The sequence below is a fragment of the Enterobacter wuhouensis genome (assembly GCF_035835995.1).
Lineage (GTDB): Bacteria > Pseudomonadota > Gammaproteobacteria > Enterobacterales > Enterobacteriaceae > Enterobacter > Enterobacter wuhouensis.
In genome coordinates this window covers 4,766,930-4,784,025 of sequence record NZ_CP142124.1, presented here as the reverse complement: position 1 = coordinate 4,784,025, position 17,096 = coordinate 4,766,930, and the positions used below count along the sequence as shown (strand labels likewise).

At 54.7% G+C, this 17,096-nt stretch carries 12 protein-coding genes, 1 tRNA gene and 3 rRNA genes; 12 read left to right on the top strand and 4 right to left on the bottom strand.

Annotated features, from left to right (window positions below):
• The first annotated feature begins 26 nt into the window (after window positions 1-26).
• The 7 genes from kup (at window position 27) to rbsR (ending at window position 7,976) form a co-directional block, all read left to right on the top strand.
• Window positions 27-1,895, top strand: coding sequence for a low affinity potassium transporter Kup (kup, locus tag VPX56_RS22795; protein ID WP_131634532.1), 1,869 nt, complete (start codon window positions 27-29; stop codon window positions 1,893-1,895).
• 226 nt (window positions 1,896-2,121) lie between these two features.
• Entirely contained in the window at window positions 2,122-2,541 is a 420-nt protein-coding gene (rbsD, locus tag VPX56_RS22790; protein ID WP_131634531.1) for a D-ribose pyranase, read from the top strand.
• 7 nt (window positions 2,542-2,548) lie between these two features.
• Window positions 2,549-4,054, top strand: coding sequence for a ribose ABC transporter ATP-binding protein RbsA (gene rbsA, locus VPX56_RS22785; RefSeq protein ID WP_263610663.1), 1,506 nt, complete (start codon window positions 2,549-2,551; stop codon window positions 4,052-4,054).
• A gap of 4 nt (window positions 4,055-4,058) precedes the next feature.
• Window positions 4,059-5,024, top strand: coding sequence for a ribose ABC transporter permease (rbsC, locus tag VPX56_RS22780; RefSeq protein ID WP_119936500.1), 966 nt, complete (start codon window positions 4,059-4,061; stop codon window positions 5,022-5,024).
• A 27-nt stretch (window positions 5,025-5,051) separates the two neighbouring features.
• Window positions 5,052-5,942, top strand: a complete 891-nt coding sequence (rbsB, locus tag VPX56_RS22775) for a ribose ABC transporter substrate-binding protein RbsB (protein ID WP_008503498.1) — start codon at window positions 5,052-5,054, stop codon at window positions 5,940-5,942.
• 108 nt (window positions 5,943-6,050) lie between these two features.
• Window positions 6,051-6,980, top strand: a complete 930-nt coding sequence (rbsK, locus tag VPX56_RS22770) for a ribokinase (protein ID WP_131634529.1) — start codon at window positions 6,051-6,053, stop codon at window positions 6,978-6,980.
• A gap of 3 nt (window positions 6,981-6,983) precedes the next feature.
• Window positions 6,984-7,976: a ribose operon transcriptional repressor RbsR gene (rbsR, locus tag VPX56_RS22765; RefSeq protein ID WP_131634528.1), complete on the top strand. Its 993-nt coding sequence runs from the start codon at window positions 6,984-6,986 to the stop codon at window positions 7,974-7,976.
• Here rbsR and mdtD read toward each other — a convergent pair.
• Window positions 7,942-9,375 carry a multidrug transporter subunit MdtD gene (gene mdtD / locus VPX56_RS22760; protein WP_131634527.1) on the bottom strand — a complete coding sequence of 478 codons (1,434 nt, stop codon included), beginning with the start codon at window positions 9,373-9,375 and terminating at the stop codon, window positions 7,942-7,944. The two genes, rbsR and mdtD, sit on opposite strands and share 35 nt — an antisense overlap.
• Window positions 9,372-10,079 carry a FadR/GntR family transcriptional regulator gene (locus tag VPX56_RS22755; protein ID WP_326469073.1) on the bottom strand — a complete coding sequence of 236 codons (708 nt, stop codon included), beginning with the start codon at window positions 10,077-10,079 and terminating at the stop codon, window positions 9,372-9,374. Before VPX56_RS22755 ends, mdtD begins: the two co-directional genes overlap by 4 nt.
• 456 nt (window positions 10,080-10,535) lie before the next feature.
• On the opposite strand from VPX56_RS22755, the gene VPX56_RS22750 reads away from it, so the two are divergent.
• The 4 genes from VPX56_RS22750 to rrf all read left to right on the top strand — a co-directional run bounded on the left by VPX56_RS22750 (window position 10,536) and on the right by rrf (window position 15,513).
• Window positions 10,536-12,075: ribosomal RNA gene (locus VPX56_RS22750) — 16S ribosomal RNA — on the top strand.
• An 87-nt stretch (window positions 12,076-12,162) separates the two neighbouring features.
• A tRNA-Glu gene (locus tag VPX56_RS22745) sits at window positions 12,163-12,237 on the top strand.
• 184 nt (window positions 12,238-12,421) lie between these two features.
• Window positions 12,422-15,327, top strand: a 23S ribosomal RNA gene (locus VPX56_RS22740).
• 70 nt (window positions 15,328-15,397) lie between these two features.
• Window positions 15,398-15,513: ribosomal RNA gene (rrf, locus tag VPX56_RS22735) — 5S ribosomal RNA — on the top strand.
• The 16S, 23S and 5S rRNA genes sit together here with 1 tRNA gene alongside, the layout of an rRNA operon.
• 97 nt (window positions 15,514-15,610) lie before the next feature.
• Here rrf and mobB read toward each other — a convergent pair.
• Entirely contained in the window at window positions 15,611-16,114 is a 504-nt protein-coding gene (mobB, locus tag VPX56_RS22730; protein ID WP_131635573.1) for a molybdopterin-guanine dinucleotide biosynthesis protein MobB, read from the bottom strand.
• Window positions 16,111-16,695, bottom strand: coding sequence for a molybdenum cofactor guanylyltransferase MobA (gene mobA, locus VPX56_RS22725; RefSeq protein WP_326469070.1), 585 nt, complete (start codon window positions 16,693-16,695; stop codon window positions 16,111-16,113). Before mobA ends, mobB begins: the two co-directional genes overlap by 4 nt.
• 68 nt (window positions 16,696-16,763) lie before the next feature.
• On the opposite strand from mobA, the gene VPX56_RS22720 reads away from it, so the two are divergent.
• A complete protein-coding gene (locus tag VPX56_RS22720; protein ID WP_010436801.1) occupies window positions 16,764-17,033 on the top strand; it encodes a YihD family protein in 270 nt (89 codons plus the stop codon).
• Window positions 17,034-17,096: the final 63 nt, after the last annotated feature.

The window sequence follows — 17,096 nt, the reverse complement described above, 5'->3', positions numbered from 1 at the left end:
TGTTATTTAAACGAAAAGACTAGTCTATGAGCACTGATAAAAAGCAATCATTACCCGCAATAACGCTTGCGGCGATCGGGGTTGTCTATGGTGATATCGGCACCAGCCCGCTCTATACGCTTCGTGAATGTCTGTCCGGTCAGTTTGGTTTTGGTGTTGAACGTGATGCCGTATTCGGCTTTCTGTCCCTCATCTTCTGGCTGCTGATCCTGGTAGTTTCTGTTAAATATCTCTCCTTCGTTATGCGCGCAGATAACGCGGGTGAAGGTGGGATCCTGACGCTAATGTCGCTTGCCGGGCGCAATACGTCCGCCAGAATGACGTCGGTGCTGGTCATTATCGGCCTGATTGGCGGCAGCTTCTTCTATGGGGAAGTGGTCATTACGCCGGCGATTTCGGTCATGTCGGCGATAGAAGGGCTTGAGATTATCGCACCGCAGCTTGATACCTGGGTTGTGCCGCTTGCGATAATCGTGCTGACGCTGCTGTTTGCTATTCAAAAGCACGGCACCGGGCTGGTGGGTAAGCTCTTTGCGCCGATTATGCTGGCCTGGTTCCTGATCCTGGCCGCGCTCGGTTTGCGCAGCATTATCGCTAACCCCGACGTGCTGCATGCGCTGAACCCTATGTGGGCGGTGCATTTCTTCCTCGAATACAAAATGGTGTCGTTCGTGGCGCTGGGTGCGGTCGTGCTCTCCATTACCGGCGTTGAAGCGCTGTATGCCGATATGGGCCACTTCGGGAAACTGCCTATCCGCGTGGCGTGGTTTACCGTGGTTCTGCCATCGCTGGTGCTGAACTATTTCGGCCAGGGTGCGCTGCTGCTTGAACACCCTGAAGCGATTAAAAACCCGTTCTTCCTGCTGGCCCCCGACTGGGCGCTGGTCCCGATGCTGATCCTCGCCACGCTGGCGACGGTGATTGCGTCTCAGGCGGTGATTTCCGGCGTCTTCTCCCTGACCCGTCAGGCTGTGCGTCTGGGCTATCTCTCGCCGATGCGCATTATCCATACGTCTGAAATGGAATCCGGCCAGATCTACATACCTTTCATTAACTGGCTACTCTATTTTGCGGTCGTGATTGTTATCGTCAGCTTCGAACACTCCAGCAACCTGGCCGCGGCGTACGGTATTGCCGTGACGGGAACGATGGTGCTGACGACCATCCTCTCCACCACGGTGGCATACCGGAACTGGCACTGGAATAAGTTGCTCGTAGGGCTGATTCTGGTGGGCTTCCTGTGTATCGACGTGCCGCTGTTCTCCGCCAACCTCGACAAGATTGTCTCCGGCGGCTGGCTGCCGCTGACGCTGGGCCTGGTCATGTTCATCGTGATGACGACGTGGAAAAGCGAGCGCTTCCGCCTGCTGCGTCGCATGCACGAGCACGGCAACTCTCTGGAGGCGATGATCGCTTCTCTGGAAAAATCCCCGCCGGTGCGCGTGCCCGGTACGGCGGTGTATATGTCCCGTGCGCTGAACGTGATCCCGTTTGCGCTGATGCACAACCTCAAGCACAACAAAGTGCTGCACGAGCGCGTGATCCTGCTGACGCTGCGTACCGAAGATGCGCCGTACGTGCACAACGTGCGTCGCGTCCAGATCGAGCAACTGTCGCCGACCTTCTGGCGCGTGGTGGCAAGCTACGGCTGGCGCGAAACGCCGAACGTGGAGGAGGTGTTCCACCGCTGCGGTCTGGAAGGGCTGAGCTGCCGGATGATGGAGACGTCGTTCTTTATGTCGCACGAGTCGCTGATTATCGGCAAACGCCCGTGGTATCTGCGCCTGCGCGGCAAGCTGTACCTCATCCTGCAGCGCAACGCCCTGCGCGCGCCTGACCAGTTTGAGATCCCGCCTAACCGCGTGATAGAGCTGGGGACGCAGGTCGAGATTTAAGTCTTTGTGCGGGCTGAAGCCCTCACCTCGACCCTCTCCCACAGGGAGAGGGCGCAAACATAAAAAACGGTAACCTTGGGGTTACCGTTTTGCATTTACCTCCGCTCCATTTCACTTAGCGAAACGTTTCGACGTCGATCACAATTCCGTTACGTCATGATGGTTTTCTGAACACTCTTGCGTCTAAACTACTTTTAGCGAAACGTTTCGCTAGTGGAGCAAGAAAATGAAGAAAGGCACGGTTCTCAACTCAGAAATCTCATCGGTTATTTCCCGTCTTGGGCATACCGATACGCTGGTGGTTTGCGATGCAGGCTTACCAGTTCCGCGCAGCACAGCCCGTATCGATATGGCGTTAACGCAGGGCGTTCCTTCGTTTATGCAGGTACTGGACGTGGTGACGGCGGAGATGCAGGTTGAGGCGGTCATTCTCGCGGCGGAAATTAAACAACATAATCCGCAACTCCACGAAACGTTGCTCAGCCACATTGAGCAACTGCAGCAACACCAGGGAAACACCATAGAAATTCGTTACACGACGCACGAGCAGTTCAAACAACAAACCGCAGACAGTCAGGCGGTGATTCGCAGCGGGGAGTGTTCCCCGTATGCGAATATCATTCTCTGTGCTGGCGTCACCTTCTGAGGCCATCATGGACGCATTACTGCAACTCAAAGGGATCGATAAATCGTTCCCGGGCGTAAAAGCCCTCTCCGGCGCGGCGCTGAACGTCTACCCCGGGCGCGTGATGGCGCTGGTGGGCGAAAACGGTGCCGGCAAATCCACCATGATGAAAGTGCTGACCGGTATCTACCAACGCGATGCCGGATCGCTCGTCTGGCTGGGAAAAGAGACCACCTTCACCGGCCCGAAATCCTCTCAGGAAGCGGGCATCGGTATTATTCATCAGGAGCTGAACCTCATCCCTCAGCTCACCATTGCGGAAAACATCTTCCTCGGCCGCGAGTTTGTTAACCGGTTCGGCAAAATCGACTGGAAAACCATGTACGCCGAAGCGGACAAGCTGCTGGCGAAGCTGAACCTGCGCTTTAAGAGCGACCGCCTGGTGGGCGATCTGTCCATTGGCGATCAGCAGATGGTGGAAATCGCGAAGGTGCTGAGCTTTGAGTCGAAGGTCATCATTATGGATGAACCGACCGACGCCCTGACCGATACCGAAACCGAATCCCTGTTCCGCGTGATCCGCGAGCTGAAGTCGCAGGGGCGCGGGATTGTCTATATCTCTCACCGTATGAAAGAGATCTTCGAAATCTGCGATGACGTCACCGTCTTCCGCGACGGGCAGTTTATTGCCGAGCGCGAAGTGGCGACGCTGACCGAAGATTCGCTTATCGAAATGATGGTGGGGCGTAAGCTCGAAGATCAGTATCCGCATCTGGATAAAGCGCCGGGTGAGATCCGCCTGAAGGTGGACAACCTCTGCGGACCGGGCGTGAACGACGTGACCTTTACCCTGCGCCAGGGCGAAATCCTGGGCGTGGCGGGCCTGATGGGTGCCGGACGTACCGAGCTGATGAAAGTGCTGTACGGCGCACTGCCGCGCACCAGCGGTTATGTCACTCTCGACGGTCATGAAGTGGTCACCCGCTCTCCGCAGGATGGCCTGGCGAATGGCATCGTCTATATCTCTGAAGACCGCAAGCGCGACGGCTTAGTGCTAGGCATGTCGGTAAAAGAGAACATGTCCCTGACCGCGCTGCGCTATTTCAGCCATAGCGGCGGTACGCTGAAGCACAAAGACGAACAGCAGGCGGTTAGCGATTTTATCCGCCTCTTTAACGTAAAAACCCCGTCGATGGAGCAGGCGATTGGCCTGTTGTCCGGCGGCAATCAGCAGAAAGTGGCGATTGCGCGCGGGCTGATGACGCGCCCGAAAGTGCTGATCCTCGATGAGCCAACCCGCGGTGTGGACGTAGGCGCGAAGAAAGAGATCTATCAGCTGATTAACCAGTTCAAGGCCGACGGTCTGAGCATCATTCTGGTCTCTTCCGAGATGCCAGAAGTATTAGGCATGAGCGATCGCATTATCGTTATGCATGAAGGGCATCTCGGCGGTGAATTCACTCGCGAGCAGGCCACCCAGGAAGTTCTGATGGCTGCCGCTGTGGGCAAGCTTAATCGCGTGAATCAGGAGTAAGAAGATGACTACCCAGGCTGTTTCTGGTCGCCGCTATTTCACTAAGGCATGGCTGCTTGAACAAAAATCGCTGATTGCCCTGCTGGTGCTGATCGCGATTGTTTCGACCATGAGCCCGAATTTCTTCACCGTGAATAACCTGTTCAACATTCTGCAGCAGACGTCGGTGAACGCCATTATGGCGGTCGGGATGACGCTGGTGATTTTGACCTCAGGTATCGATCTGTCCGTCGGTTCCCTGCTGGCGCTCACCGGTGCGATCGCCGCTTCGATTGTCGGCATTGAAGTCAACGCGCTGGTGGCCGTGGCCGCTGCCCTGGCGGCAGGCGCGGCGATTGGTGCCGTAACCGGCGTTATTGTGGCAAAAGGCCGCGTTCAGGCGTTCATCGCCACGCTGGTGATGATGCTGCTCCTGCGCGGTGTGACCATGGTGTACACCAACGGTAGCCCGGTGAACACCGGCTTTACCGATAACGCGGATCTGTTTGGCTGGTTCGGTATCGGTCGCCCGCTGGGCATCCCGACGCCGGTCTGGATCATGGCTATCGTCTTCCTGGCGGCGTGGTATATGCTGCACCACACCCGTCTTGGTCGTTATATCTATGCCCTGGGCGGTAACGAAGCAGCAACGCGTCTGTCCGGTATCAGCGTCAATAAAGTCAAAATTATCGTTTATTCCCTGTGCGGCCTGCTGGCGTCACTGGCGGGCATCATCGAAGTGGCGCGCCTCTCCTCTGCGCAGCCAACGGCGGGCACGGGGTATGAGCTGGATGCCATTGCGGCAGTGGTTCTGGGCGGTACGAGTCTTGCGGGCGGTAAAGGTCGCATTGTTGGGACGTTGATCGGCGCACTGATCCTCGGTTTCCTGAATAATGGTTTGAATTTGTTAGGTGTTTCCTCCTATTACCAGATGATCGTTAAGGCAGTGGTGATTTTGCTGGCGGTACTGGTAGACAACAAAAAACAGTAACTGACGACACTACAGGACATCTTAGATATGAACATGAAAAAACTGGCTACCCTGGTTTCTGCTGTCGCGCTGAGCGCAACCGTAAGTGCTAACGCAATGGCGAAAGACACCATCGCGCTGGTTGTCTCAACCCTGAACAACCCGTTCTTCGTCTCCCTGAAGGATGGCGCGCAGAAAGAAGCGGACAAGCTGGGCTACAACCTGGTGGTTCTGGATTCTCAGAACAACCCGGCGAAAGAGCTGGCGAACGTGCAGGATCTGACCGTCCGTGGCACCAAAATCCTGCTGATCAACCCGACCGATTCTGACGCCGTAGGCAACGCCGTGAAGATGGCAAATCAGGCAAAAATTCCGGTGATCACCCTGGACCGTCAGGCGACGAAAGGCGACGTGGTCAGCCACATCGCGTCTGATAACGTGCTGGGCGGCAAAATCGCGGGCGATTACATCGCGAAGAAAGCCGGTGAAGGCGCGAAAGTCATCGAACTGCAGGGCATTGCCGGGACGTCAGCTGCGCGTGAGCGTGGTGAAGGCTTCCAGCAGGCTGTGGCTGCACATAAATTCAACGTGCTGGCCAGCCAGCCGGCAGACTTCGACCGTACTAAAGGTCTGAACGTGATGCAGAACCTGCTGACCGCGCACCCTGACGTGCAGGCCGTGTTCGCACAGAACGACGAAATGGCGCTGGGCGCGCTGCGTGCGCTGCAGACTGCAGGTAAATCTGATGTGATGGTTGTCGGATTTGACGGCACGCCTGATGGTGAAAAAGCGGTAAACGATGGCAAACTGGCTGCGACCATCGCTCAGCTGCCTGAGCAGATTGGCGCGACCGGCGTTGAAACTGCCGACAAAGTGCTGAAGGGCGAAAAAGTTCAGGCCAAATATCCGGTTGACCTGAAGCTGGTCATCAAGCAGTAAAAGGCGATTCAGGCAGTCGCTGGCTGCCTGAGGGACACCCTATAAAGAAAAGTGTGGCATACGCCACCGGGTAACACCGGTGGCACTCTCAGATGGACACCTCAATACATGAAAACCGCAGGCAACCTCGTCGTCCTTGGCAGTATCAATGCCGATCACATTCTTAACCTTGAAACCTTCCCGACGCCGGGCGAAACCGTCACCGGTAATCAGTACCAGGTAGCCTTCGGCGGTAAGGGCGCGAACCAGGCCGTCGCCGCCGGGCGTAGCGGGGCGAACATCGCCTTTATCGCCTGTACCGGCGACGACGATACCGGTGAGCGCGTACGCAAACAGCTGGCAAGCGACAACATCGATGTTGCGCCGGTGAGCGTGGTTGAAGGGGAATCAACCGGCGTGGCGCTGATTTTCGTTAACGCAGAAGGTGAGAATGTCATCGGTATTCATGCGGGCGCTAACGCCGCGCTGACGATTGAACGTGTTGAAGCGCAGCGCGAGATCGTCGCGGATGCGCAAGCCCTACTGATGCAGCTGGAATCCCCGGTTGAAAGCGTGCTGGCCGCCGCGAAAATTGCGCATGAAAATCATACCACTGTCGTACTTAACCCGGCTCCAGCCCGTGTATTATCAGACGAGTTGCTGGCGCTGGTGGACATCATCACCCCGAACGAAACCGAAGCGGAAAAACTGACGGGCATTCGCGTCGAAAATGATGATGATGCTGCGCGAGCCGCGAATGCACTGCACGATAAAGGCATCGGAACGGTGATCATTACCCTCGGCAGCCGTGGGGTGTGGGCAAGCGTAAACGGTGAAGGCCGTCGCGTGCCGGGCTTTAAGGTCAAAGCCATTGATACCATCGCCGCGGGAGATACCTTTAACGGTGCGCTGGTGACGGCGCTGCTGGAAGGTAAGGGAATGGATGATGCGATTCGCTTTGCCCATGCCGCCGCCGCGATCGCGGTGACGCGCAAAGGTGCGCAGCCTTCCGTTCCGTGGCGTAAAGAGATTGATGAATTTCTAAGTCAGCAGGGGTAACGCTTGGCTACGATGAAAGATGTCGCCCGCATGGCGGGCGTTTCTACCTCGACGGTCTCCCACGTGATAAACAACGATCGCTTCGTCAGCGAGGCGATTCGGGAAAAAGTCGAAGCCGCAGTAAAAGATCTCAACTATGCGCCGTCTGCGCTGGCGCGTAGCCTTAAGCTTAACCAGACCCGTACTATCGGGATGCTGATTACGGCCAGTACCAACCCTTTTTATTCTGAACTTGTGCGCGGCGTCGAGCGCAGCTGCTTCGAGCGCGGCTATAGCCTGGTGCTGTGCAATACCGAAGGCGATGAGCAGCGCATGAACCGCAACCTGGAGACGCTGATGCAAAAACGCGTCGACGGGCTACTGCTGCTTTGCACCGAAACGCACCAGCCCTCGAAAGAGATCATCCAGCGCTATCCTTCTATCCCAACGGTGATGATGGACTGGGCGCCGTTCGACGGCACCAGCGATCTGATACAGGATAACTCCCTGCTGGGCGGGGATATGGCGACGCAGCATCTTATTGATAAAGGCTATACCCGCATCGCCTGCATTACTGGGCCGCTGGATAAAACCCCGGCACGCTTGCGTCTGGAAGGGTATCTTTCGGCAATGGAACGGTCGGGGCTTGCCATTCCCGACGGCTACCGTATCACCGGCGATTTTGAATTTAACGGTGGCTTCGAGGCGATGCAAAAACTGCTGGCCCAGGAACCGCGCCCGCAGGCGGTGTTTATTGGTAATGACGCGATGGCGTTTGGTGCCTACCAGGCCCTGTATCAGGTTGGGCTTCGCGTGCCGGACGATATGGCGATAATTGGCTACGATGATATCGAACTTGCCCGTTACATGACGCCGCCGCTCACCACGATCCATCAGCCGAAGGATGAACTGGGCGAGCTGGCCATCGATGTCTTGATCCACCGTATGGCACAGCCTACGCTGCAGCAGCAACGCCTGCAGCTTACTCCTGTTCTGATGGAACGCGGCTCGGTTTAGCCTTCTCTTTGTGGCGCTCTTTAATCAGGTTTCGGCCATCTTTCGGTTTCAACAGCATAAAGACCAGCGCCGATACCACGGTGAGTGCGCCCATGGTGATAAAGGTATAGTGGAACTGCTCTACGGTATTCGTACCGTCGAATCCTTCATAAAACCGCAGCACCGCCGCACTCACGGCAACGCCAAGACTTATCGACAGCTGCTGAGTGACCGCCAGTACGCTATTGCCGCTGCTGGCGTTCTCGTCGGTCAGATCGGCGAGGGTGATGGTGTTCATCGACGTGAACTGCGTCGACATCGCCATCCCCAACACAAACAGCGGTAGGATCAGCATCCAGACGGGTAGCGCGGCGGATTGCAGCGAGAACTGCGCAATCATCAGCCCGATAAAGACCGTCACGCCTACCAGCGTCTTACGATAGCCAAACCAGCGCAGCACCTGAGTGACCGTTGATTTCGCCAGAATCGATCCCATCGCCGTGGGGGCCATCATGCAGCCAGCAATCAGCGCCGGATAACCGAAACCGACCTGCAGCATCAATGGCATCAGGAAGGGAACACAGCCTGTACCCAGGCGAGAGGCAATGTTGCCCGCCACGCCGACCGAGAAGGTGCGGGTATTGAAGAGCGACAGCGAGATCAGCGGTGTCGGATGACGGCGTGCATGACGTATATAAAGAAGGAACAGCAAAACACCGCTAAGGATGACGGACAGCGCCAGCCACGTCGCTACGATTTTCTCACCGAAAAGCTCCATTCCGCTGGAGAACAACACCAGGCTCAGTCCAAACAGGAAAAAGCCGCCCATGTCGAAGCTGCGTCTCGGCGTGGTGAAGTTCGGCATATATTTGCGGGCATAAATCAGGCCCGCCACGCCAATCGGAATATTAATCAGGAAGATCCAGTGCCAGCTCGCCCAGGTAACGAGCACGCCGCCGAGCACGGGGCCCAGTATCGGGCCGACCAGACCAGGCATGGTGACGAAGTTGAGGACGGGAAGGAGTTCGCTGCGCGGGTAGGCGCGCAGTAACGCCAGGCGCGCCACGGGCATCATCATCGCGCCGCCAATCCCCTGGAGCACGCGGAAGATCACCAGCTCCGTTAAGGAGGTGGAGAGCGCGCAGGCCAGAGAGCCAAGGGTGAAAAGCGTCACGGCTAACATGAATATTTTACGGGTGCCGAAACGGTCGGCCAGCCAGCCGCTAACGGGGATCAGCATCGCGACCGTCAGAGTGTAACTGATAATAGCGGACTGCATCGCCAGCGGGGAACGGTTAAGGCTTTGTGCGATGGCGGGTAGAGCGGTGTTGAGGATTGTGGCATCCAGTGCCTGCATAAAGAACGCCATGGCTGCAATCCACGGCAATCCGGCCATGCTGCGCGCTTTTTTCTCTGTCATTTATTTACCTGCTGGTGGGTTGGTGCAACCAACAATGCCTGACACGCACTCAGGGCCTGCTGCCCGTCGCTCTCCTGAATGGCATCAACTATCGCCTGATGCAGATCCAACTTTACCACTTCATCTTGAGTAATCGCGGTGAAATAGGTGTGGTACACCGAATGGAATAAAGAAGCGAAGGAGGTCAGGAACGGATTGGCGCTCATCATATAGATGTGTTCGTGCCAGGCCATATCAATCTCAATCCAGCGTTCGCGGTTGAAGTGCTTTTTCAGGAACACCATCTCTTCCATCAAGGTATTAAGCTGCGCTTTTTGTTCTGCCGTGCCTAGCGTGGCGGCAAGCAGGCAGGCCTGAGGCTCAAGGCTACTGCGCATCACCAGGAAATGATCGACCACCTGGTGGAAATTGTCTTCGGTCATCCACCAGGAGAGTAACTCCTGATCGAGGAAGTTCCAGTTCGCCTGAGGCATCACGCGCGTACCAATACGCGGACGCGGTAGCACCATTCCTTTTGCCGTTAACGTTTTCACCGCTTCACGAACGGCGGTACGGCTTACCCCAAACTGCTCACCCAACTCCATCTCACCTGGCAGGATGCTGCCTGGGGCATATTTACCCGCTAGGATTAGCTGAGCCAGCTTTTCTGCCAGCACATAGGAGAGATTTTTTTGTGCTGCCAGCTGTTGTGCGCTTAAGGGCATCGCTCTTATTCCTTAATGATTCATGCGGGTAAGTATGCCACCTCGAATGTGATTGTGGTTGCAGAGACATCAAATAGAACAATTTGTAGCTTGATTTCACCGCTGTTGGTGAAAAAAAACACGGTCAGAAACTTTTTTTAAATTTCCTCTTGTCACGTCAGAATAACTCCCTATAATGCGCCTCCACTGACACGGAACAACGGCTTACAGGCCGCCGGGTTAGCGGAGAAAAGCGAAAATAAGCGCTTGACTCTGAATGAGGAAAACGTATTATACGGGACCTCGCAACGGTGAGCGAAAGTCGCGTTGCACTGCTCTTTAACAATTTATCAGACAATCTGTGTGGGCACTCAAAGTGACATGGATTCTTAACGTCGCAAGACGAAAAATGAATACCAAGTCTCTGAGTGAACATACGTAATTCATTACGAAGTTTAATTCACGAGCATCAAACTTAAATTGAAGAGTTTGATCATGGCTCAGATTGAACGCTGGCGGCAGGCCTAACACATGCAAGTCGAGCGGTAGCACAGGGAGCTTGCTCTCGGGTGACGAGCGGCGGACGGGTGAGTAATGTCTGGGAAACTGCCTGATGGAGGGGGATAACTACTGGAAACGGTAGCTAATACCGCATAATGTCGCAAGACCAAAGAGGGGGACTTTCGGGCCTCTTGCCATCAGATGTGCCCAGATGGGATTAGCTAGTAGGTGGGGTAACGGCTCACCTAGGCGACGATCCCTAGCTGGTCTGAGAGGATGACCAGCCACACTGGAACTGAGACACGGTCCAGACTCCTACGGGAGGCAGCAGTGGGGAATATTGCACAATGGGCGCAAGCCTGATGCAGCCATGCCGCGTGTATGAAGAAGGCCTTCGGGTTGTAAAGTACTTTCAGCGAGGAGGAAGGTGCTGAGGTTAATAACCTCAGCAATTGACGTTACTCGCAGAAGAAGCACCGGCTAACTCCGTGCCAGCAGCCGCGGTAATACGGAGGGTGCAAGCGTTAATCGGAATTACTGGGCGTAAAGCGCACGCAGGCGGTCTGTCAAGTCGGATGTGAAATCCCCGGGCTCAACCTGGGAACTGCATTCGAAACTGGCAGGCTAGAGTCTTGTAGAGGGGGGTAGAATTCCAGGTGTAGCGGTGAAATGCGTAGAGATCTGGAGGAATACCGGTGGCGAAGGCGGCCCCCTGGACAAAGACTGACGCTCAGGTGCGAAAGCGTGGGGAGCAAACAGGATTAGATACCCTGGTAGTCCACGCCGTAAACGATGTCGACTTGGAGGTTGTGCCCTTGAGGCGTGGCTTCCGGAGCTAACGCGTTAAGTCGACCGCCTGGGGAGTACGGCCGCAAGGTTAAAACTCAAATGAATTGACGGGGGCCCGCACAAGCGGTGGAGCATGTGGTTTAATTCGATGCAACGCGAAGAACCTTACCTACTCTTGACATCCAGAGAACTTAGCAGAGATGCTTTGGTGCCTTCGGGAACTCTGAGACAGGTGCTGCATGGCTGTCGTCAGCTCGTGTTGTGAAATGTTGGGTTAAGTCCCGCAACGAGCGCAACCCTTATCCTTTGTTGCCAGCGGTTAGGCCGGGAACTCAAAGGAGACTGCCAGTGATAAACTGGAGGAAGGTGGGGATGACGTCAAGTCATCATGGCCCTTACGAGTAGGGCTACACACGTGCTACAATGGCGCATACAAAGAGAAGCGACCTCGCGAGAGCAAGCGGACCTCATAAAGTGCGTCGTAGTCCGGATTGGAGTCTGCAACTCGACTCCATGAAGTCGGAATCGCTAGTAATCGTAGATCAGAATGCTACGGTGAATACGTTCCCGGGCCTTGTACACACCGCCCGTCACACCATGGGAGTGGGTTGCAAAAGAAGTAGGTAGCTTAACCTTCGGGAGGGCGCTTACCACTTTGTGATTCATGACTGGGGTGAAGTCGTAACAAGGTAACCGTAGGGGAACCTGCGGTTGGATCACCTCCTTACCTTAAAGAACCTGCCTTTGTAGTGCTCACACAGATTGTCTGATGAATGTAGAGAAGCAAGACGGCTGCGAAGTCGAGACACTCCGTGTCCCCTTCGTCTAGCGGTTAGGACTCCGCCCTTTCACGGCGGCAACAGGGGTTCGAATCCCCTAGGGGACGCCACTTGCTGGGTGTGAGTGAAAGACACAGCCAACCGATATCTCAAAACTAACTCGGTGAGTTACGTTTGAGATATTTGCTCTTTAAAAATCTGGATCAAGCTGAAAATTGAAACGGCACACCTTAATGGTGTGTTCGAGTCTCTCAAATTTTCGCAATCATGAAGTGAAACATCTTCGGGTTGTGAGGTTAAGCGACTAAGCGTACACGGTGGATGCCCTGGCAGTCAGAGGCGATGAAGGACGTGCTAATCTGCGAAAAGCGCCGGCGAGGTGATATGAACCTTTGACCCGGCGATGTCCGAATGGGGAAACCCAGTGTGTTCCGACACACTATCGTTAACTGAATACATAGGTTAACGAGGCGAACCGGGGGAACTGAAACATCTAAGTACCCCGAGGAAAAGAAATCAACCGAGATTCCCCCAGTAGCGGCGAGCGAACGGGGAGCAGCCCAGAGTCTGAATCAGCTTGTGTGTTAGTGGAAGCGTCTGGAAAGTCGCAGGGTACAGGGTGATACTCCCGTACACGAAAGCACACATGCTGTGAACTCGAAGAGTAGGGCGGGACACGTGGTATCCTGTCTGAATATGGGGGGACCATCCTCCAAGGCTAAATACTCCTGACTGACCGATAGTGAACCAGTACCGTGAGGGAAAGGCGAAAAGAACCCCGGCGAGGGGAGTGAAAAAGAACCTGAAACCGTGTACGTACAAGCAGTGGGAGCCTCTTTATGGGGTGACTGCGTACCTTTTGTATAATGGGTCAGCGACTTATATTCTGTAGCAAGGTTAACCGTATAGGGGAGCCGAAGGGAAACCGAGTCTTAACTGGGCGTTAAGTTGCAGGGTATAGACCCGAAACCCGGTGATCTAGCCATGGGCAGGTTGAAGGTTGGGTAACACTAACTGGAGGACCGAACCGACTAATGTTGAAAAATTAGCGGATGACTTGTGGCTGGGGGTGAAAGGCCAATCAAACCGGGAGATAGCTGGTTCTCCCCGAAAGCTATTTAGGTAGCGCCTCGTGAACTCATCTTCGGGGGTAGAGCACTGTTTCGGCTAGGGGGCCATCCCGGCTTACCAACCCGATGCAAACTACGAATACCGAAGAATGTTATCACGGGAGACACACGGCGGGTGCTAACGTCCGTCGTGAAGAGGGAAACAACCCAGACCGCCAGCTAAGGTCCCAAAGTCATGGTTAAGTGGGAAACGATGTGGGAAGGCACAGACAGCCAGGATGTTGGCTTAGAAGCAGCCATCATTTAAAGAAAGCGTAATAGCTCACTGGTCGAGTCGGCCTGCGCGGAAGATGTAACGGGGCTAAACCATGCACCGAAGCTGCGGCAGCGACGCGTATGCGTTGTTGGGTAGGGGAGCGTTCTGTAAGCCGTTGAAGGTGGCCTGTGAGGGCTGCTGGAGGTATCAGAAGTGCGAATGCTGACATAAGTAACGATAATGCGGGTGAAAAGCCCGCACGCCGGAAGACCAAGGGTTCCTGTCCAACGTTAATCGGGGCAGGGTGAGTCGACCCCTAAGGCGAGGCCGAAAGGCGTAGTCGATGGGAAACAGGTTAATATTCCTGTACTTGGTGTTACTGCGAAGGGGGGACGGAGAAGGCTATGTTAGCCGGGCGACGGTTGTCCCGGTTTAAGCATGTAGGCGGAACGATTAGGTAAATCCGGTCGTTTATTAACGCTGAGGTGTGATGACGAGGCACTACGGTGCTGAAGTAACAAATGCCCTGCTTCCAGGAAAAGCCTCTAAGCATCAGGTAACACGAAATCGTACCCCAAACCGACACAGGTGGTCAGGTAGAGAATACCAAGGCGCTTGAGAGAACTCGGGTGAAGGAACTAGGCAAAATGGTGCCGTAACTTCGGGAGAAGGCACGCTGATATGTAGGTGAAGCCCCTGCGGGTGGAGCTGAAATCAGTCGAAGATACCAGCTGGCTGCAACTGTTTATTAAAAACACAGCACTGTGCAAACACGAAAGTGGACGTATACGGTGTGACGCCTGCCCGGTGCCGGAAGGTTAATTGATGGGGTTAGCGGCAACGCGAAGCTCTTGATCGAAGCCCCGGTAAACGGCGGCCGTAACTATAACGGTCCTAAGGTAGCGAAATTCCTTGTCGGGTAAGTTCCGACCTGCACGAATGGCGTAATGATGGCCAGGCTGTCTCCACCCGAGACTCAGTGAAATTGAACTCGCTGTGAAGATGCAGTGTACCCGCGGCAAGACGGAAAGACCCCGTGAACCTTTACTATAGCTTGACACTGAACACTGGTCCTTGATGTGTAGGATAGGTGGGAGGCTTTGAAGCGTGGACGCCAGTCTGCGTGGAGCCGTCCTTGAAATACCACCCTTTAATGGCTGGTGTTCTAACGTAGACCCGTAATCCGGGTTGCGGACAGTGTCTGGTGGGTAGTTTGACTGGGGCGGTCTCCTCCCAAAGAGTAACGGAGGAGCACGAAGGTTAGCTAATCCTGGTCGGACATCAGGAGGTTAGTGCAATGGCATAAGCTAGCTTGACTGCGAGAGTGACGGCTCGAGCAGGTGCGAAAGCAGGTCATAGTGATCCGGTGGTTCTGAATGGAAGGGCCATCGCTCAACGGATAAAAGGTACTCCGGGGATAACAGGCTGATACCGCCCAAGAGTTCATATCGACGGCGGTGTTTGGCACCTCGATGTCGGCTCATCACATCCTGGGGCTGAAGTAGGTCCCAAGGGTATGGCTGTTCGCCATTTAAAGTGGTACGCGAGCTGGGTTTAGAACGTCGTGAGACAGTTCGGTCCCTATCTGCCGTGGGCGCTGGAGAATTGAGGGGGGCTGCTCCTAGTACGAGAGGACCGGAGTGGACGCATCACTGGTGTTCGGGTTGTCATGCCAATGGCATTGCCCGGTAGCTAAATGCGGAAGAGATAAGTGCTGAAAGCATCTAAGCACGAAACTTGCCCCGAGATGAGTTCTCCCTGACTCCTTGAGAGTCCTGAAGGAACGTTGAAGACTACGACGTTGATAGGTCGGGTGTGTAAGCGCAGCGATGCGTTGAGCTAACCGATACTAATGAACCGTGAGGCTTAACCTTACAACGCCGAAGGTGTTTTGGCGAAGAGACGACACGATTTTCAGCTTTGATACAGATTTAACAGAATTTGCCTGGCGGCTTTAGCGCGGTGGTCCCACCTGACCCCATGCCGAACTCAGAAGTGAAACGCCGTAGCGCCGATGGTAGTGTGGGGTCTCCCCATGTGAGAGTAGGGAACTGCCAGGCATCAAACAAGTGAAGAGGCCATCCGGAAGGATGGCCTTTTTGCGTTTATAGACCAAAAAAAGGTAGGCCGGGTAAGGCAACGCCGCCACCCGGCAAGTCAGACTGCACTCCACCTCACAATAAACTCCACAATCCCTTCAACATCATTCAAATCCAACACCGGAACTTCAAGCCCCAATACAACATCACTGGCCACCGCAATCACATGCTCATCCAGCGTTAGCTCCTGAACATCATGCCCTGCATCGCTTCGAAACAGCAGGATCTTTGCAACGGCCTCATGCTTAAACCCCTCAACCAGCACCAGATCCAGCGTGGAATGATCCATTCTGCTGACCAGATAAGCGAGATCCAGCGGCGCCTCAACCGGGGTTTCAGTCATCAACGCCCAGCGTTGACGGCTTGCCACCATCGTCTGTGCCGCGCCCGCTTTGCGCAGCTCATAGCTGTCTTTTCCCGGCTTATCGACATCCATATTATGGTGCGTATGCTTAATCAATCCGGGACGAATGCCCCTGGCGCAAAGCGCTGGTATCAGTTTTTTCAGCAACGTAGTTTTACCTGTACCACTCCAGGCAGAAATAGCTAAAACGGGTATCATCGTTTCTCCTGCATTGCCTGCAAATCTTCTGTCGTATTCATGTTCACGAATGCAGGCTTCAGGTCGCTGAAGTCCACCGGATGACCGCCTGCCTGCCGCATAAACACCATCACCCTTCGCTCCCCTGCAGCCAGATAATCCTGCAAGTCAGGAACTAACGATCTATGAATCAATGCAATAGTAGGATGGTCTCGTTCGCCGTCATGCACCCAGACTACGGGAGAATTACCACGCTGCTGTACCAGACGTTCTACCAGGCAATCCGGAATATACGGCGTATCACACGAACAAAAGACAAACCACTCTCCCTGTGACTGCTGCATCACCGAAAGCATGCCAGCCAGCGGCCCCGGATAATCCGCGAGGTTATCCTGATAAACGGGAAACCCGCTGCGCTGGTAGATATCGACATGGCGGTTAGCGCTCAGCGCCAGTGCCGACACCTGATCGACAAGCATATCAGCGACGTGCCGCCATAATGGCTTACCGTTAAGGAGCTGAAGCCCTTTATCTTCCCCTCCCATGCGCGTCGCTTTGCCACCGGCCAGCACGACGCCGATAATTTCCTGGCACTGATTCACGAATATCACCTCTTTTATTGTGGGTTTGACCCTGCTAACGTGTCACTCTAAATGAAAGGAGCACCACCATGAAATGTAAACGTCTGAATGAAGTCATTGAACTCCTCCAGCCAGCCTGGCAAAAAGAGCCAGAGCTGAACCTAATGCAATTTTTACAGAAACTGGCGAAAGAGTCAGGTTTTGACGGTGAACTGACGGACCTTTCTGACGACATCCTGATCTATCACCTCAAAATGCGTGATTCTGCCAAAGATGCTGTGATTCCTGGTATTCAGAAAGATTATGAGGAAGATTTTAAAACCGCATTGCTGCGCGCGCGCGGGGTAATTAAAGAGTAAAAGCTTGTAAGCGGAGCCACCGAAATCGCCACAAGATGATATCCTGAATCATTCGTATAATTT